This window comes from Cellulosimicrobium sp. NPDC057862 (assembly GCF_042797035.1).
GTDB lineage: Bacteria > Actinomycetota > Actinomycetes > Actinomycetales > Cellulomonadaceae > Cellulosimicrobium.
On sequence record NZ_JBHVMH010000001.1, the window covers coordinates 32,316 to 50,457 of the forward strand.

The following is an 18,142-nucleotide window of genomic DNA, read 5'->3' on the forward strand; positions in this document are numbered from 1 at the left end:
GCCGGGGTGGTCGGCTCCGGGGAGCCGGTGAGGGCCGTCGGGACGGCAGGGACGACGTCGGTCACGGGACCGTTCTCCTTCGATGGTGGCCCTGCCCCGCGCGCGACGCGGGGCAGGGACGGGTGCGCGGACGAGCGGACGGTCAGCCCTTCACGGCTCCGGAGAGCCCGCCGACGATGCGCCGCTCGAACAGCGAGAAGAAGACGAGCGCGGGGATCATCGACAGGGACGTGAAGGCGAGCACGCGGGCGGTGTCCACGGAGTACTGCGACGCGAACGCCTGCACGCCCAGCGGGAGCGTGTACGACGTCTCGTCGTTGAGGATGAAGAGCGGGAGCATGTAGCTGTTCCAGCTCGCGACGAACGCGAGGATCCCCACGGTGATGACGCCCGGCAGGGACAGCGGCACGACCATGCGGAAGAAGAAGCCGAGCCGGCTGGCCCCGTCGATCGACGCCGCCTCCTCGATCTCGCGCGGGATGGCGCGCAGGAACGGGACGAGGATGATGACGGTCGTCGGGAGGGCGAACGCGATCTGCGGCAGCACCAGGCCGCCCACGGAGTTCATCAGCCCGAGCGAGCGGATCATGATGTAGAGCGGGGTGATCGCGACGGTCATGGGGAACATGAGGCCCGCGGCGAACAGCGCGTACAGCGCCCCGCGGCCGACGAACGAGTAGCGCGCGATGACGTAGCTCGCCATGAGGCCGAGGACGACGACGCCGAGGGTCGTGAGCAGCGCGGCGACGAGCGAGTTCCCGAGCTGATGCCAGAACAGCGAGCTCGTCAGGACCCCGACGTAGTTGTCGAGCTGCCACGGGTCGGGCAGGCCCGACGGGTCGGCCGTGATCTGCGCGTTCGTGCGGAACCCGCCGACCACGATGTACGCGATCGGGGCCAGGCACACGCCGACGAGCAGCCACGCGACGACGTAGGTCAGGGGGCCGCCCCGCCCGATGCCGGAGCCGCGCGGCTCCTTCGGGAGCTTGGCGCCGGGGGCACGCTCGGGCGCGGGCGCCGCGGTGACGGTGGCCATCACTTCTTCCCTTCCGTGATCGCGCCCTCGGTGTCACGGCGCAGGACGTACCGCTGGTAGACGAGGGCCACCGCGAGCGAGATGAGGAACAGCACGACGGCGACCGCGCTGCCGTACCCGTAGTTCCCCGCGTTGCGGCCGTTCGCCACCATGTAGGTCGCCATGGTCGACGTCCCCGCCGTCGAGGCCACGTACTGGCCCCAGATGATGTAGACGAGGTCGAAGAGCTGGAGCGAGCCGATGATCGACAGGAACGCCCAGATGCGGACGGTCGGGCCGAGCAGCGGGAGCGTCACGAAGCGCTGGGTCTTCCAGTACGACGCGCCGTCGATCGCGGCCGCCTCGCCCAGCTCGTCGGGGATGCCCTGGAGGCCCGCGAGGAAGAGGATCACGGCGAAGCCGATGTACTTCCACGTGATGATGAGCAGCAGGGTCCAGATCGCGACGTCGGGGTCGGCGAGCCAGTCGACCGTGAGGAACCCGAGGCCGATGCGCTCCAGCAGGTCGTTCACGGCGCCCGTGGTCGCGAGCATGAGGCTGAAGCCCGTCCCGACGATCACCTCGGACACCACGTACGGCACGAACACGAGCACGCGGATCACCGAGCGGCCGCGGATGCGCCGGTTGAGCATGAGCGCCACGACCACGGCGACCGGGCCCTGGAGCACGAGCGACATGATGACGATGAACGCGTTGTGCCCCAGCGCCGCGAGGAACTCGGGGTCGCGGAAGATGATGAGGTAGTTCTCGAACCCGACGAACTCCGTCGGCGGCCCGAAGCCCTTCCACTTGAAGAACCCGTAGTACGCCGCCATCACCACGGGGACGATGACGAAGGTCAGGAAGACGACGAGCGCGGGCCCGGCGAGCACCGCGATCTCGGCCCGCTGGCCCCAGCGCCCGCGGCGCGGGCGGCGGGCCCGCGCCGCGGCGGCCGGGGGCGGCTGCACGGCGCCGGCGCCGCCCCCGGCCCGGTCCTCGGGCGTCGTCGTGCTCGGCGAGGTCTCGCCCTGGGACACGCTCATGGCTGGTGCTACTCCTTGGCCGCTGCGTCGTTGACGGCCTGGACGATGTCCTCGGGGCTGCCCTTGCCGGCCAGCAGGTTCACGACGGCCGTGTTCAGGGCGTTGCCGATGTTCTGGCCGTACAGCGTGTCCAGCCAGACGGAGACGTACGGCGCCTCGTTGTACGCCTCGAGGATCGAGACGAGAGCCGGGTCGGTGACGACGCCCTGCGCCTCGGAGCTCGCGGGGAGCGTCTGGAACGCGTCGGCGTAGGCCTCCTGCGACTCCTTCGACAGCGCGAAGTTGAGGAACTCGGCGCACTCGTCCGGGGCGTCCGCGGAGCACGAGTAGCCGTCGACGCCGCCCATCATCGCGCCGGGCTCGCCCTCACCGTCCTCGACCTCGGGGAACGGGAACCACTGGAGGTCGGGCAGCGGCTGGCCGTCGGGCGTGAGCGAGGCGATGACGCCCGGGTCCCAGGCGCCCATGAGCTCCATCGCGGCCTGGTGGTTCGCCAGGAGGCCCGCCGACGAGCCGGCGCCCTGCTGCGCGGAGGTCGTGAGGAAGCCCTCGTTGAACGGCTCCGTCGCGGCGAAGTCCGCGAGCGCCTCCCCGGCCTCGGTCCAGCACGGGGCGTCGAACGTCCGCGTGGAGGCGGCCTCGTTCATGGTGTCCTGCGAGCAGTAGCGCAGGGCGAAGAAGTAGTACCAGTGCGCGGCCGGCCACGCGTCCTTGGCGCCCAGGGCGATGGGCGCGACGCCGCTCGCGCGCAGCTTCTCGTTCGCGGCCTCCAGGTCGGGGATCGTCGCCGGGTTCTCGGTGACGCCCGCCGCCTCGAACAGGTCCGCGCTGTAGAACAGGCCGCCCGGCAGGATCGACACGGGCACGCCGTAGACCTTGTCGTCGACCGTCATGGCGCTCAGCGAGCCGCCGACCGCCTCCTTCACCGCCGGGTCGATCAGGTCGGTGAGGTCCTTGGCCTGGCCGGCCTCGACGACGTCGGCGAGCTTGCCGCCGCCGCGAGCCATGAAGATGTCGGGCGCGTCGCCCGAGTTGAGGGCCGTCTGGAGCTTGCCGTCCATGTCCTCGTTCTGGATGGCCTGGATCTCGATCGTGACGCCGGGGTTCGCCTCCTCGAACGCCGCGACCGTGTCCTCCCAGTACGCCTTGCCGTCACCGGTCGTGGAGTTGTGCCAGAAGGTCATCGAGACCGAGCCGTCCTCCGAGCCGGAGTCGCCCCCGCCTCCGCAGGCCGAGAGCACGAGCGTGCCCGCCATCGCGACGGCGGTCGCCGCCAGGAGCTTCCGAGACTTCATCGTTCCGTCCTCTTCGTCGAGTCGCACAGGGCGCACGCTGCCTCGAGCGCGCCGGGCTGCCGCCGCGTCGGGGCCGCCACGAGCGACTCTCGCAGCCCGAACGTCCTCGTGTCAATCGTTATCGATAACGTTTTACACACGGCGCCGCACATGCCGCTCACGGGCTACTGTCATCCCCATGCGCTCCACCGGAAGAGTCACGATCGGCGACGTCGCCCGCACCGCCGGCGTCTCCGTCGCGACGGTCTCCAAGGTGATCAACGGCCGCTACGGCGTCGCCATGGAGACCTCTCGGCACGTCCAGGAGGTCATCGACCAGCTCGGGTACGAGTCGTCGATCGTCGCGCGCAGCCTGCGCAGCAGCCGCACCAACGTCATCGGCATCCTCGTCGCCGAGTTCGAGCCGTTCTCGACCGAGCTGCTCAAGGGCATCTCCGAGGCCGTCGACGGCACCGGCTACGAGCTGCTCGCCTACTCCGGCGGGCTGCGTCGCGACGACCGCGTCGGGTGGGAGCAGCGCTACCTCTCCCGGCTGGGCGGCACGCTGATCGACGGCGCCATCCTCGTCACCCCGACCGTCGTCGCGCCCGGCAACTCCATCCCCGTCGTCGCCGTCGACCCGCACCGCGGCCCCTCCGGCCCCCCGACCGTCGACTCCGACAACCTCGCCGGCGCCCGCGCCGCCACCGAGCACCTGCTCTCCCTCGGCCACCGCCGCATCGGCTTCCTCGCCGGCCGTCCCGACCTGGAGTCCGCGCGCCTGCGCGAGCAGGGCTACCGCGAGGCGCTCGCCGACGCCGGCGTCCCGTTCGACCCCGACCTCGTGCGCGTCGGCGGCTACCGCCCCGACCTCGCCGACTCCCCCGCGCACGAGCTGCTCTCGCTGCCCGAGCGCCCCACCGCGATCTTCGCCGCCAACGACCTCTCCGCGATCCGCACCATGGAGGTCGCCGCGGAGCTCGGCCTGCGCGTGCCCGACGACGTCTCGGTCGTCGGGTTCGACAACGTCCCCGAGTCGGCGCTCACCACCCCGCCCCTGACGACCGTCGACCAGCCGATCCACCGCATGGGCGCCGAGGCCCTGCGGCTCATCGTCGACCTCGTCGAGGGCAACACCCGCGAACCCCACGTCCGCCTCCCCACGACCCTCGTCGTCCGCGGGACCACCCGCGCCGTCTGACCAGGGCGAGACGACGCCGGGCGGGGCGCCGGCGAGGCTGGAATCCTGGGCACCTCCCCGACGTTATGTCAGCAGTACCACTGCCGACAGACCTTGAGGAGGTCACATGGCCCGCCTCGCACGCCGTGTCCAGGTCGAGAACGACTACGGCGAGATCATGCACTACGAGCGCCACACCGGCGGCGGCCTCGTCTCGCCGCACGCCCGCGTCCCCGAGTCGGTCCCCGTCGGGTCGGGCACGTACGTCGAGAAGGGGGCCGTCGTCGGGCACGGGTCGCTGCTCGGCGAGGGGAGCTGGATCGACCGCGACGTCACCCTCGGCCGGGACGTCCGCATCGGCGACAACGTACGCATCTCCCCCGAGACCCGGGTCGGCGACCGCGCCCGCGTCGGCAGCGGCGCGCGCGTCGGACGCCGCGTGCTCGTGGAGCCGGGCGCCGTCGTCCCGCCGGACGAGATCGTGCCCGACGACGCCACCGTGCGCCGCCGGGGCGGCGTCCGGTCCGGCTACGACGTCGCCGCCTAGCAGCGACCACCACCTTCCGACCCCGCTCACGGCCGCGCCGACACCGGGGTTTGTCGGCGCGTCTCGCGCCGAGCCCGGCGACATCCCCGGTTTCGACGACCGCGGTCCCCATAACCCCGGGTTCGGCGCCACCGGCGGCGGACACCTTTCCCCCGCGGTGCCCGGGTGCGTAGCCTTGGCGCCCGTGACGTACCCGCCGCACGGCCCTGCCGTCCCTCCGCCGCGCCCGCAGCCGACGCCGGTGCCCCCGCACCCGCAGGGTCCTGCGGGCACCGCGGTGCCGCTCGACCCGCGCGCAGTCCTGGAGGGTCGTCCGCCGGGCAGGGCGCGCGTCGGCGTCATCGTGACGATCGCGGTCGCGAGCCTGTGCCTGCTCGTCGGCCTCGTGCTCGCGGCGCTGTCCGGGGTCGGGACGTTCACGGTCGGCCTCCTGCTGGCGCTCGTGCCGCTCGGCATCTGGGTGCCGGTCGTGCTCGCGCTCGACCGCCTCGAGCCGGAGCCGCCGAGCGCGCTCGTCGTGGCGTTCCTGTGGGGCGCGGGCATCGCGACCCTCGTCGCGGGGATCCTCAACACGCTCGGGCTCGAGCTGCTCACCGCGCCGCTGTTCGGCGAGGAGGTCGGCTGGTACGTCGTCGCGTCGTTCGGGGCCCCGTTCGTCGAGGAGATCCTCAAGGGCGCCGTGCTGTTCGGGATGCTGTGGTTCCGTCGGCACGAGATCGACGGCTGGACCGACGGCGTCATCTACGCCGCGATGGTCGCGCTCGGCTTCGCGGCGGTCGAGAACGTCACGTACTTCATCATGGCGGCGCAGGACGGCACGCTCGGCCCGACGTTCGTGCTCCGCGCGCTCGTCACGCCCCTGCTGCACCCGCTGTGCACGGCGCTCACGGGCCTCGGCGTGGCGAGCGCGGCCACGAGCCCGCCCGGACCGCGCCGGGTCCTCGCGCCGATCGGCGGCCTCGCGGCCGCGATCGCGCTCCACATGCTGTGGAACGCCTCGACCGGCTTCGGGACGCTCGCGCTGGGGGTCGCCTACCTCGCGGGGCTCGGGGTCCTGATCACGCTGATCGTGCTCCTCGTCCGGGACCGGCGCCGCACGGTCGCGACGATCCAGCGCCAGCTCGTCCCCTACGTCCCCACGGGCCTGGTCACGCCGGCGGACCTCACGATGCTCTCGACGCTCGCGTCGCGCCGCCAGGCCCGCGACTGGGCTCGCCGCACGGGCGGCGCCGGCGCCGCGCACGCGATGCGGGACTACCAGCAGGCGGCGACGGAGCTCGCGCTGCTCCACGACCGGGTCGCACGCGGCGCGGTCGAGGCGTGGCGGGTCGAGGGGCAGCGCCGCGCGCTGCTCCAGCTCATGCTCACGGCGCGCCAGGCGTTCCTCGTCCGGACGCCGCAGCCGCCGCCCGCGCCGTGGTCGCCCGGAGCACCGTCCGGCTTCACGACCGACGCGTGGGTGCCCGGCCAGGGCGTGTACTAGGTCTGCCCAGTCACGAGGTTGGTGGCAGTTCCGGTCGTCGAAGGGATGACCTCCGGGCTCGGTGGAGATGTCTGAAGTCTTCGCACCCCGGACACCCTCGTGTCCCGCGCTCATGCCCGCCTGACCTTTCGCGGCAGGGGGCACACCAGAGCCTCTACGGAGGCCGGGGCGGTTCAGCACGAGGACCTGGCTCCATCGCCATCGTCCACCGACACGATGGACAGCCCCGGGCGAGCGTGCCATGGTCGAGATCCGGACGGTGGACGTCCCGTTCACCGCACGCGGGGAACGGCGTGGTGTGGACCATGGACAGTCGGTGGCCGCTCGTCGCGACGCTGGCAATCGTGTTCGCGACGTCCTCAACCCTGGGTGGCGACGTCGATCACGGTGTCCCGGCCGCCACGCAGTCCGTGACATCGGCTACGGACGAGGGACCGACGCACTCGACGAAGCCGACTCCGGCTGATCCGTCAGGCTCGCCCTCGTCCGCCGAGGAGCCTGACAGGTACGCCGGCTGGCCAGCGTACTTCGCCCGGACGGGGGTGTTCCTCACTCGCGCCGTGGTCGGGGCGGTGGCCCTCGTCCTGCTCGGTGCAGCTCTCCTGGGTGTACGGCGCTTGCGCTCCGCACGGCCAAGACCCGACGACGGATGACCTCGAGGCCGTCCCGCGGTTCGCTCCTGGGCGCCATGAAGACTCCGATCGGTGGAGGCCGCTCGCCTCCAGCACCGGTGCGCAGCCCCGCATCGCTACGGAGCGGGCCGCGCGCACGATCGCGAGGTGAGGGACTGCCCTGCTGCGCGCGCGGTGGCCGACCATGGTGCGAGCTCCGAGGGCCGGGCCGGTGGACGCTTGAACCCGTCATCGCAGAGCGTCTCCGCGCGTGATGAAGGTATGCCAGGTCAGACGTTCCGCGATGCCGTGCTCGGATACGCAGTCCGCGCAGGAAGACACCATGGTCACCGTAGGGGCGAGTTCTCGCGCGCCGTGACCGCGATGGCGTTCGAGATGCAGGACAGCGTCCGAGACTCCTCGAACGAGCTCGAGCTGCGTTGCCGCCTGGTCGACCTGGCAACGCGAGCTCAGGCACGCGCCGGCGGGCGATCTGGTCACTGGTGGGGTGGGCAGCGTGCTGTTGCGCGAGACATCGAGCTCGCCCTGGCAGGTTGGTGCCCTGACCCGGCAGTCGGAGTGCGGGACCCGTGGTCAGCCCGGGCGTTCGCCGCAGCCGCTGACACGCTGATGGTGGTAGTCACGTAGGAACGAGGTGCCTGTCGCCTGCTCGCCGAGGGGACGGTGAACAGGCGACGGGCACGGTTCGCACCACGACCTCGTCGGTCCCTCAGGCGGCCGTTCCGCGGCGGCGGTGCAGCAGGCCCGCGCCGGCCAGGACTGCGGCGGTGCCGAGTCCGACGGAGCCGACGACGGGGTCGACCAGCGCGCCCCCGGCCTGCTCGCGCTCGCACGAGACCGTGCCGGTGATGGCCCTGGCGTACAAGCCCACCGAGAGCGCCGGGGTCTGGTCGCTCGCCGTGGCGGTCGCGTACCAGTACACCTTCAGAGGGACGCCGGTGTACTCGGGCCGGTTGACCAGCAGGCCGGGGGTTCCCGCCTGGTCATGGACGAGCATGCGCACCGGACCGACACTGCCCGCCCACCCCGATCCCATGGCGAAGGCCGGCGTCACGGAGAGCTCGACGAAGTCAGGCAGCCTCTCCACACCCTTCGGCGGGGTGACGGTCGTGACCGCGGTCGCGACGAACCGGCCCGCGAACGATCCGGCCGGCGCCTGCCAGCCCGGGGTGGTGAGAGCTCCCCCGCCCTCCGTGACCGTCGGGTCCCACTCGGCGGCCTCGTAGGACGTCAGTGTCTTGTCGTAGCCGACGTTCTTGGTCAGGTCCCGCACGTGCCGCTGGTACCCGAACCCCGCGCGCTCCAGCGTCGGGGACGTGGACTCCGTCTCGGTCCACAGCGAGCCGTCGGCCCTGGTGTAGGTCAGGTCGGGGTTGCCGGCGTAGGCGTCGGTGGGTCGCAGGTCGGAGACCTCGAACGACACCGTCGTGGGAACGATCTGCTCGGGGTCGTACCCGCACGCCCGCACCTCCTGCGCCGAACCCTCTACGTACGAGGGGGTCAGGGTGAAGCTGATCGTGCCCCCGTTCGGACCGAACTTCGACAGGTCCGCGGGTGACGGGCTCCATCGGACCGTCGACGAGACCGTGGACGTCTCATCAGCCGCCGAGGCAGGCGCGGCCACGGCCAGGCTCGTCAGACCCAGCAGGCCGATCGCTGCGCCGCCGGCGATGCGCCGCCCGCGTGTCGTTCTCATCATTCGAGTTCTCTCTCTCGTGTCTGTGCCCACCGACAGGTGCCACGCACCCGGGGGGTGCGTGATGACGCCGAGCAGTTCGATGCCCGCACCGCATCGTCGGAACGCTGGTGTCGTTCGGAGGGGCGGGAGCGAGCCGTCGTCCGCCCACCTGTCGGCGAGCGGACGACGGCGCTTCCTGGTACGGATCTCCCTCAGGAGCAGACGGCAGGTCAGACCGCGGTCTGACGGCGGCGGTGCAGCAGTCCGGCGCCGGCCAGGACTGCGGCTGTGCCGAGCCCGACGGAGCCGATGACGGGGTCGATCAGCGCACCACCGGCTGCTTCGCGCTCGCACGACACCGTGCCGGTGATGGAACGCGCGGTGATCGCAGCCCCGATCTCCACGGAGGCGTCGCTGGCGCCGTACGGGTTGGCGACGTACCAGTACGCCTGCGTCGGCTGGCCCGAGTACGCGACCTCCTCGATCGGTGAGACGATCGCGCCGCCAACGCTGTAGTACAGGTACGACGGCGTGTAGCCCTTCATCTCGCCGGCGCTGAGGCGGAACGTCGGGGCAGCCTCGAGCTCGACGAAGCTCGGCAGCTCGACGCCCTCCTGAGGCGTGACGGTCGTGACCGCTGCGGCGACGAAGGACCCCAAGAAGGTCTCCGTCGGCGCCAGCCAGTCCGGTGTGGTGAGCTTGCCGTCCACCTCGGTCACCGTGGGGTTCAGCGCCTGGGTGCCCGGGACGGTGTGCGCCTGGTCGTAGCTGGTGTTCTTGACCAGGTCACCCACCGTGCGCTGATACCCGTAGTAGACGCGCTCCTGACCCGGAGCCATGGTCACCGTGGACGCCTTGAGCGTGCCGTCCGCCATCGTGTAGGTCAGGTCGGGGTTGCCGGCGTAGGCGTCGGTGGGTCGCAGGTCGGAGACCTCGAACGACACCGTCGTGGGAACGATCTGCTCGGGGTCGTACCCGCACGCCCGCACCTCCTGCGCCGAACCCTCTACGTACGAGGGGGTCAGGGTGAAGCTGATCGTGCCCCCGTTCGGACCGAACTTCGACAGGTCCGCGGGTGACGGGCTCCATCGGACCGTCGACGAGACCGTGGACGTCTCATCAGCCGCCGAGGCAGGCGTGGCCACGGCCAGGCTCGTCAGACCCAGCAGGCCGATCGCTGCGCCGCTGGCCAGGGTGCGTCGGTGCGCGTTGTTCTTCATCGTGTTGCTCTCTCTTCCTGGTGGTGGCTCCACCGGTGGGTTCACGCGGAGGGGGTCGCCTCGATGACGGCGTGCCGCGTCGAGATGGTCTGGTGGGAGCTCGGGTCCGTCTGGTTCCACGGTGGCGAACCGCGGCCGCTCGCAGGCACGTGGACGGCCTGCTGCGTACGCGTTCGTGAGTCCGCGGGGCGTGGTGGTCCACGCCCAGCGGTGTCCCGTGGACCGAGGTTGCGTGGTCGGGTGCGTGCGGCCTCAGTAGGCCGCCCGGGGGTCAGGCCTCGGTGGCGATCGGCCCGATGACGTGGGTCTCGGCGTTGCGGCGGGTCTTTGCCCAGCCGGACCGGCCCGTCAGGATGCGCCCGAAGGCGCGCCACGTCGTGATGTAGAAGCCGTAGACGTAGACCACGTAGGCCAGGCCCCAGCCGATCCCGCGCCACATCGGCTGGGTCGTCTCGCAGCGCAGCACGTAGATCGGGCCCCAGAGGATGAACGGCCCCAGGCCGAGCAGAAGATAGCTGAGCAGGAGCGCGAGGCCGCCTTGCGAGAGGAACGTGGCGAGCTGGTCCGGGTGCGCCGTCAGGCGGGCCGCGAGCAGGACGAGCGGGACGGGGTAGACGATCGTGCCGAGCAGCGTGAGCCAGGGTTGGAGCATGTAGTAGCTCATCTCGATCATGCCGATGTTCGGGATGGTGGTGGAGGACCACACAGCCCTCCAGTAGCGCCCGCACTGCATGACGCCCTGTCCCCAGCGGGTGCGCTGGGTGAGGTAGCGGCGTCCGTCGAACAGCGCCTCCTGGTCGACCCACGTGTCGGCCGTGAACTCGCTGCGCCATCCGGCCAGGAGCAGATGGACGCCGAGCTCGAAGTCCTCGAGGAGCGACCCGCGCCAGGCGCGCCCGTCGCCGGAGTCCAAGGAGGTGAGCGCCGAGAGGCGGGTGAACTGCCCGTTGCCGCCCATCCCGACGGTCTTGGTGTGCCGTCGGGTGTCCTGGATCGCGGCGATGACGGTGCGGAACTCCATGTCCTGCATCCGCACCAGGGTCCGGCCGAGGAAGTTCTTGAGCCGCCCCGCGCCCGGCGTCGGTTCGCGCTCGTCGCGGTTGACCATCCGGACCTCGATCTGTGCCGCGCCGACCTCGGGGTCGGCGAAGAGGGTGTCTCCGGCGCAGACCTCCAGGCAGTTCGCGGCCGGTCGGCCGTCGGCGTCGACGACGGCGACGATGACCTTGTCGAGATCGGCGTCCGGGCCGAGGAAGTCCAGCAGCTGGGCGTAGGCGGTGTTCAGGGCGTCGCCCTTTCCGGTGCGAGCCTCCGGCCGGCGACGCTGGACCAGGTGCACGCGCGGGTCGACCTCGGCGTGCGCGGCCACGATCCGGCCGGTGCGGTCGTCGGAGTCGTCGTCGATGACCCAGACGTGGGCCCCGAACGTGGTGCGCAGGTAGGTGACGGTTCCGTCGATGACGGCCTCCTCGTCACGGCAGGGGACGAAGAAGTGCCACTCGAACGCACCGGGCTCCCCCGTCGCGCGACGTCTGCGCCTGAGGTAGGGCACGACGATGACCACGACGTAGGCGATGAAGACGACGGACATGATGAGGGAGAGCTGCATCGACAGCCCGAGGAGCGTCTCCACGTCAGTGCTCCTTCCGGGGCCCGCGCAGGGCCACCATCCACAGGACGACCAGGGCGACGGCGACGCCGAGGAGCGTCAGGACCGACCCGACGACGGTGTGCGACCAGCCGTACCCGGCAGCGCCCCACCGGATGAGGGCGTACCCGATCAGGGCGAGACGCATCTGGTTCACGGCCAGGACGACCAGACAGGCCAGCGACGTGCCGACGAGCAGCCGCGCCACGGAGAACCTCCGGGAGAGGAGCAGCACCCCGCCGAGCACGAGGAACGGCGCCACGACCAGACCGCCGGCACACTCCACCGTGACGTGCAGGTCGAAGACCGTGTCGGCAAGGCGGATCACCGGTCGACCGTCGAGCGCCCAGACGTCCTGGCCCAACGGCCCGTGGAGCAGCCGGGCGGTCGCGTGGGCCTCCCAGGTCTGGGTGAGCCCGAGGTTGGTCACGACCCACCCGGCGAGCACGACGAGCGCGATCCCGAGCGGTGCACGCAGGATGCGGCCCTGGCGGCGCGACGCAGCAGGGGCCGATGCGTGCCTGCCTGACGTGGTGGTGGTCATCTCGGGTCTCCCAGGTCAGGCCGCGGCGAGGTCGCGGGCGTCGGTGTACTGCCGGGCGAGCTCGGCGATCTGCGCGGAGGCGGTGCCGTCGCCGTAGGGCGAGGGCGTGGCGGCCAGCCGGTTGTGCAGGACGGGCAGGTCGGCGACCCAGGCGTTGACGATCGTGGAGATCTGCGGGCCGGGCAGGGTCCGCTGCGCGAACGTGCCCAGCACCTCGGGGCGTTCGGTGGACCTGCGGACCACCAGCAGGGGCCGCTTGAGCACCGAGCACTCCTCCTGGAGGCCCCCGGAGTCGGACACGATCGCGGCGCTGCAGGACGCGAGTGCGAGGAACTGCGGCGGCGCGAGCGGGTCGATCACCACCAAGGGCTCGAGCAGCCCGCCGAGCCCGGCCGCCTTGACGCGGGTCAGGGTCCGCGGGTGCAGCGGCAGGACCACCGGCACGTCGATCTTGGCGAGCTCGCTCAGGATCGTGGCGAGCGAGCCGAGGTCGTCGGTGTTCTCCGGCCGGTGGACCGTCGCCACGACGAAGCCGTCGGGTCGTACCCCGACCTGCTCGAGGATCTCGAAGGTCTCGTCCGCCGGGGGCATCTGGGCCCGCACGGCCTCGACGACCGTGTTGCCGGTGACCACGACGCGGCGCGGGTCGATGCTCTCGGCCAGCAGGTTGTCCCGGTTCACCGAGGTCGGAGCGCACAGCACGTCGGCGATGTGATCGACCATCACCCGGTTGTGCTCCTCGGGCATCTCGCGGTCGAAGCTGCGCAGGCCCGCCTCGACGTGGATCAGCGGGATGCCGTGGGCGTTGGCGGCGAGGGCGCCCGCGAGCGTCGCGTTGGTGTCACCCTGCACGACCACGGCCGCAGGAGGGTGCTCGGTGAAGATCTCGTCCAGGTCGGCCACCGCGGCAGCGACCTGCTGCGCGCGAGACAGGCCGCCCACGTTCAGCACGCGCTCTGGCTCGGGGATGCCCAGCGCCTGCCACACGGCGCTCGACATGTTCTCGTCGTAGTGCTGACCGGTGTGGAAGACACGGGCCTGGGGGCCGAGCAGTCGTGCGATCTCGGCGAGCTTGATCATCTCCGGGCGGGTGCCGAGCACGATCGCCACGCCGGCGCGGGTCACGAGCGCACCTCGCTCGCCTTGGCGAGCCGGCTCGAGCGCACCATCAGCATGCCCGCGCCGAGTGCGAGCACCGCGAGGGCGATCATCCAGACCACCGCGGGCGCACCCGTGGTCGCGAGGACCGGCACCCCGGCGACACCCGGGGTGTACGCGCCTGCCTTGCCGTACATGACGACTTCCTTCCGTTGACGAGTCTGGTCAGCCCTGAGGGCTCCGACCACCTCACGCGTCCGGCGTCGTCCGGATGACGAGGTGATACCGCTACGCTGCCCGTCCCTGGCCTTCTGCCCCGGGTGCCGCCCCTCGCCAGTAGGCACCTCCATCGCTGTGGCCTGCGACGACGCACCGTCCGGTGCCGGGTCTGCGTAGCCGCCGCCCACGAGTTCAGTGGTCACCGCGACCTGTGCGAGGACGCGGTCGAGCAGTCGGGGTCGTGCTCGTCCTGACCGGTCTGTCTCGGCGTCGCCGCCGTGCTCGCCGCGACCAGGCTCGAGGCGGTCGCCCTCGCCGTGGATCTGCACCCTGTCGGCAGGCGGAGCTCCGTTCGAGGCCCGCAGTCCCCGGCGCAGCCGTGCGGTGGACGAGGCCGAGGGCTGGCGCGATCCTGAGCCGTAGCGGGTTCACGACCAGGCGACGATGCTCGGTCGCGCCGGCCCGCTCTCCTTCGAGGAGGCGGTCCAGGTGGCCCACGCTGAGCGAGAGCACGAGCACGTCGAACGACGACACCGGACGCGCCGACGATCTGGCCCGATCCTGACCCTGCTGAGCGCGCTGAGCATGTGCGGGATCATGCTGGCTCCCCCCACGACCGCGGCCACCGCACCCGCCTCGCCCATGGTCGCCTCGACGTTCCTCGACCCTCGCACGGCCATGAGCTGGGACGCGGTGCGATGGGACAGGGAGCTGACCTCGATGCGCAGCGCCGGGCTGACCACCGTCGTGCTGCAGGCCAGCGTCGAGCTCCGCGACGGCAAGACCATGGCCTACTACCCCAGCGACCTGCCCGGTGTCCGACGAGCGACCCCCGAGAGCGGTGCGCCCTCCGACGTCGTCGGGACGCTCCTGGCGTCGGCGAAGACCCACGGCATGACGGTCTGGCTCGGGTTGTACCGAGACGCACGCCCCGAACGGTTCGCCCCCACTTCCACGATCGCCACGACCTTGGCCCAGGACGCGAGCATCACGCGTGCCGTCGCCGCCGAGCTGCGGCACGCCTACAGCACGTACCGCAGCACGATCATGGGCTGGTACCTCCCCGCGGAGATCAACACCAACTACACCGATGAACCCGCACGGTCGGCGATACGCGGCTACTACCGCGACGTCGTCGCCCACCTGCGCGCGCCCAGCCACCGCTACCCGGTCATGGTCTCCCCCTACTTCAACGCCGGCGCCGGGGTCACCCCCGGCGTGTGGCGCGCGTTCTGGGCTCAGACGTTGACCGCCGCTCCTCTCGACGTCCTCGCGCTGCAAGACGGAGCCGGAGACATCCCCGGTGTGCCGCGTGGGCGTGCGGAGCTCGACGCCACCCTGACCACGTGGTTCGCCGCAACCAGGGCAGCCATCACCGACGCTCGAGCGCGGACCGCTCTGTGGTCGAACCTGAACCTGTACGAGTTCACCGGAGCCGCGGCGACGGTCGGCGACGTGGCCTCCAACGCCCGCGCGGTCCGACCTCACGTCACCGGCTACACAAGCTTCAGCTTCACCAGCAACTACAGCCCGTGGACGCTGGGCACCGACCGCTACGCGACCGTGTTCGGTACCTGGAACACCACCGGAACGCTCCCGACCGGTACGCCCACGGCCCCGGTCCCGGGGTCGGTCACCCGTGCACGGGGTGTGCTCACGTTGACGTGGGCGGCGTCCACGTCGACCAGCGGAACGCAGATCGCGTACTACCGCCTCTTCGACACCGACACCGGTCGGTACCTGACCACGGTCTGGGGCGTGTCGACGACTCTTGCCACGACGGCGCGCTGCGCGAGCGTCGCGGCGTTCGACGTCGCCGGGAACGTCTCCACCCGTGCTCCCTTGTGCGCGCCCTGACCGAGGACCGTCGCAGGCCCGCGAGACGGCGTCGGGACACGCCCGACGGACGTGTCGCTACGGGGTGACCGCGGGATCCCAGCCGGACAGGTCGGAGCGGGAGCTCAGTGCGAGCTTGCGCAAGATCCGGTACATGTGGCTCTCGACGGTGCGGACGCTGACGAACAGCATGCTCGCGATCTCGCGGTTCGACAGGCCGTTGCGTGCGTACAGGGCTACCTGGCGCTCGCGGTCCGTCAGGACCCCGGCCTCCGTCCCGGGTCCCGAGCCGCGTCCGGTGAGCTGGTCGGCTCTCCCGGTGGCGTGACCGATCTCGACCTGGTTCATGGGAGGGACCCCTTCACCGAGGCGCAGCTCGTTCAGCCGTTCGACGAGTGCTTGGCTCTGGGCGGGTCCGAACGCCCGTCCGACGCGGGTGAGCAGCTGGAGCACGAGGTCGCTCGGGCCGGAGTGCAAGGCTCTCTGGAGCTCGAGCACGGGCTGGAAGAGGGGCATCTGTCGGGGATGGTAGGTCTCTTCGACGATCGTGAGCTGGTGGTCGTCGAGGGTTCCTGCGTGGGCCATCCAGACGAGCATCGCCGAGGCGATGTGCCCGCGTTCCGCGGCGGCGAGCCCTGCCCTCCACAAGAGCCCGTCACCCTGGGCGCGTTCCCCCTCGGCGTAGTGCGTCTCGGCGCGTGCCCAGGCGGGAAGGACGTCGAACGGGTGCGGAGCCGGCGAGGTGTAGCGCTCGAGCTCACGCAGCAGGACCCATGCGGTGCTGATCTGTCCACGTCGGGCCTGGAGCCCCGCACCGATCGACAGGCCGCGCTCGGCAGGGACGTCCTCGAACGGTCCGGGGGGTCCGAGCCGTAGCGCCAAGGAGACCGGGGCGAACGCGTTGGTGTAGTCCCCGGTGAGGAGCAGCAGGCCGGACAACCCCCCGACGTGGGTCTGGATCGCAGCCTTGTCGAGGCTGTCGATCGCAGCCGAGAGGCGGCTGCGCGCCCAGTACGTGGCCTGGTCGGGTTCGCCCGCGAACATCAGGGCATCGGTCCGAGCGGCATCGAACTGGGCCTGCAGGTCGGAGTCGACGCCCTCTGTGTCGTCCAGCAGCTCGAGGGCGTCCTGACATCGCCCGGCCTCGATCGTGCTCTGGATCAGCCCGAGGCGCTCACGCAGCCTCTGGCGCCGCGGCGGGCCGAGGCTCCGGTCCGAGAGTTCCGGCACGGCTGTCCCGGTGGCGCGGCTCCACAGTGCCCGCAGCTCGTCGAACTGCTCGACCGCGCCGTGCGTCTCGGAGCCATCGATGGTGGTCCGGTCGAAGATCGCGCGCACCTCCTCGGTGCGTGGAGCGGCACCCAAGGAGGCAAGGAGGCGGTTCGCGTGCTCGACGCTCGGGTGGTCGCCCCATGCCGCACGGCGCGCGGCGCGCTGGGCCGAGGTGCGTTCGAGGACCAGCGCGGCGGTGGACGACGACCACGCACGGTCCTCGGTCTCCAGCAGGTTCCCGGAGACGTTCTGCGACACCGAGGGGTCGATCCCGCTGGTCGGGCGAGCGACGTAGTCGTCGCCGAAGTGGGACTGCACGACGGCGACGACCTCGCGTAGATGCTGAGTCGTCATCTGAGCGTTCAGCCCGTGTGCCAGCGCGGGCGGGTTGACCATGATGAGCTCGTCGCTCGCGAAGGGGAACGTGGCAAGGCGGTCACCAGCCAACAACCCCGCGACGATGGGCGGCCCGACGAGGGCCTCCGCATCGCGCACGGACACGGGCCCGACCCACGACAGCAGGCGCAGCGCTCGGGCCTGGTCCGGGTCGAGCTGGCGCGTCAGGACGTTCACGACAGCATCGTGCGGCGCGTCGTCCAGCGGCGACGTCTCTCGCCACATCCCACCGGTGGACTCGATCGAACCCGACCAGCGGCCGGCATCGGTCAGAGCGAGCGCGACACCAGCGTGCCCGCCGGAGCGGGCCAAGACCCCGGCGACCAGGTTCAGATCGGGCTGACCTCCCAGCCTGTGCTCGATGAGCGACGCCATGTCCCACAGCCCGAGCGCACCGACCCGCACCTCGGCCGGAGCGCGATGGGCCAGCACTCTCAGGACGGGTGCGCTGGTGTGGTCCAGCGTGGTGCCGGCCAGGGTCGCTGCCAAGCGTGCCGAGGTGCGCCGCAACAGCTCTTCGACGACCAGCAAGGACCAGTCGTCGAGCAGGTCGATGTCGTCCACCGCAAGAAGGTTGCGCGGTCCCTGCAGCTCCTCGGCGAGCGACTGGGCGATCGCACCGATCGACGGGCGGGCGCCGGGGCGTTCCTGGACAAGGCCGTGCACGAGGAAGGGCGCCAACGCCGGGGTGCTCGGGGCGCGGAACGCGCGGACCGTCAGCACGTGGATCCCGGCCTCGGTCGCGGACGTGACGAGCGTGTCCAAAGCGGTCGTGCGACCGCTGCCGTCGTCCCCGCGCACCAGCACGTCACGACCCAGCTCGATCCACCGCAACGCGCTGGCGGCCGCACCAGTGGGTTCGAACACGAAGTCCTCCTCGTGAACGCCAGGGTGCCCCGCGGCGCCCGTTGCCAACATCCTGCACCCAGCCCGTGGGTCGAGCGCGTCGACGTCCCGCCGCCCCTGCGGCACTACTGAGTCCGGTGGCACGCGACACCACATCCCGTGAGCGAGTCACCCAGCCGGAACGTCCGCGTTCGGTCGGGGGCGAGGC

The 18,142-nt window shown here is 71.4% G+C and carries 14 protein-coding genes; 4 read left to right on the forward strand and 10 right to left on the reverse strand.

The features are described 5' to 3' along the window. Positions 1 to 142: 142 nt before the first annotated feature. The 3 genes from ACFVN3_RS00120 to ACFVN3_RS00130 are packed head-to-tail and all read right to left on the reverse strand — an operon-like array spanning position 143 to position 3,356. Entirely contained in the window at positions 143 to 1,036 is an 894-nt protein-coding gene (locus ACFVN3_RS00120) for a carbohydrate ABC transporter permease (RefSeq protein WP_378229312.1), read from the reverse strand. Beyond that, a complete protein-coding gene (locus ACFVN3_RS00125) occupies positions 1,036 to 2,061 on the reverse strand; it encodes a carbohydrate ABC transporter permease (protein WP_378229314.1) in 1,026 nt (341 codons plus the stop codon). Before ACFVN3_RS00125 ends, ACFVN3_RS00120 begins: the two co-directional genes overlap by 1 nt. A gap of 8 nt (positions 2,062 to 2,069) precedes the next feature. Then, positions 2,070 to 3,356 (reverse strand): extracellular solute-binding protein, encoded by a 1,287-nt coding sequence (locus ACFVN3_RS00130; protein WP_378229316.1) that lies wholly within the window; start codon positions 3,354 to 3,356, stop codon positions 2,070 to 2,072. 178 nt (positions 3,357 to 3,534) lie between these two features. On the opposite strand from ACFVN3_RS00130, the gene ACFVN3_RS00135 reads away from it, so the two are divergent. The 3 genes from ACFVN3_RS00135 to ACFVN3_RS00145 all read left to right on the forward strand — a co-directional run bounded on the left by ACFVN3_RS00135 (position 3,535) and on the right by ACFVN3_RS00145 (position 6,545). Then, positions 3,535 to 4,536 (forward strand): LacI family DNA-binding transcriptional regulator, encoded by a 1,002-nt coding sequence (locus ACFVN3_RS00135; RefSeq protein WP_378229318.1) that lies wholly within the window; start codon positions 3,535 to 3,537, stop codon positions 4,534 to 4,536. A gap of 106 nt (positions 4,537 to 4,642) precedes the next feature. Then, entirely contained in the window at positions 4,643 to 5,062 is a 420-nt protein-coding gene (locus ACFVN3_RS00140) for a transferase (RefSeq protein ID WP_378229320.1), read from the forward strand. Between the two features lie 184 nt (positions 5,063 to 5,246). Next, on the forward strand, positions 5,247 to 6,545 hold the full coding sequence (locus ACFVN3_RS00145; RefSeq protein WP_378229322.1) for a PrsW family intramembrane metalloprotease: 1,299 nt from the start codon (positions 5,247 to 5,249) through the stop codon (positions 6,543 to 6,545). Between the two features lie 1,341 nt (positions 6,546 to 7,886). Here the strand turns inward: ACFVN3_RS00145 and ACFVN3_RS00150 are convergent. The 6 genes from ACFVN3_RS00150 to ACFVN3_RS00175 all read right to left on the reverse strand — a co-directional run bounded on the left by ACFVN3_RS00150 (position 7,887) and on the right by ACFVN3_RS00175 (position 13,562). Then, positions 7,887 to 8,873, reverse strand: a complete 987-nt coding sequence (locus ACFVN3_RS00150; RefSeq protein WP_378229324.1) for a hypothetical protein — start codon at positions 8,871 to 8,873, stop codon at positions 7,887 to 7,889. A gap of 212 nt (positions 8,874 to 9,085) precedes the next feature. Next, the gene (locus ACFVN3_RS00155) at positions 9,086 to 10,075 is read right to left on the reverse strand and encodes a hypothetical protein (RefSeq protein WP_378229326.1); all 990 of its coding nucleotides are present in this window, start codon (positions 10,073 to 10,075) and stop codon (positions 9,086 to 9,088) included. Positions 10,076 to 10,346: 271 nt separating this feature from the next. Next, the gene (locus ACFVN3_RS00160) at positions 10,347 to 11,708 is read right to left on the reverse strand and encodes a glycosyltransferase (RefSeq protein WP_378229328.1); all 1,362 of its coding nucleotides are present in this window, start codon (positions 11,706 to 11,708) and stop codon (positions 10,347 to 10,349) included. A 1-nt stretch (position 11,709) separates the two neighbouring features. After that, a complete protein-coding gene (locus ACFVN3_RS00165) occupies positions 11,710 to 12,267 on the reverse strand; it encodes a hypothetical protein (protein ID WP_378229330.1) in 558 nt (185 codons plus the stop codon). Positions 12,268 to 12,282: 15 nt separating this feature from the next. Next, entirely contained in the window at positions 12,283 to 13,392 is a 1,110-nt protein-coding gene (gene wecB, locus ACFVN3_RS00170; protein WP_378229332.1) for a non-hydrolyzing UDP-N-acetylglucosamine 2-epimerase, read from the reverse strand. Next, entirely contained in the window at positions 13,389 to 13,562 is a 174-nt protein-coding gene (locus ACFVN3_RS00175) for a hypothetical protein (protein ID WP_378229334.1), read from the reverse strand. Before ACFVN3_RS00175 ends, wecB begins: the two co-directional genes overlap by 4 nt. Before the next feature lie 619 nt (positions 13,563 to 14,181). On the opposite strand from ACFVN3_RS00175, the gene ACFVN3_RS00180 reads away from it, so the two are divergent. Further along, positions 14,182 to 15,441 carry a DUF4434 domain-containing protein gene (locus ACFVN3_RS00180; protein ID WP_378229336.1) on the forward strand — a complete coding sequence of 420 codons (1,260 nt, stop codon included), beginning with the start codon at positions 14,182 to 14,184 and terminating at the stop codon, positions 15,439 to 15,441. A 57-nt stretch (positions 15,442 to 15,498) separates the two neighbouring features. On the opposite strand, the gene ACFVN3_RS00185 is transcribed toward ACFVN3_RS00180, so the two are convergent. After that, positions 15,499 to 17,955 carry a LuxR C-terminal-related transcriptional regulator gene (locus ACFVN3_RS00185; RefSeq protein ID WP_378229338.1) on the reverse strand — a complete coding sequence of 819 codons (2,457 nt, stop codon included), beginning with the start codon at positions 17,953 to 17,955 and terminating at the stop codon, positions 15,499 to 15,501. Positions 17,956 to 18,142: the final 187 nt, after the last annotated feature.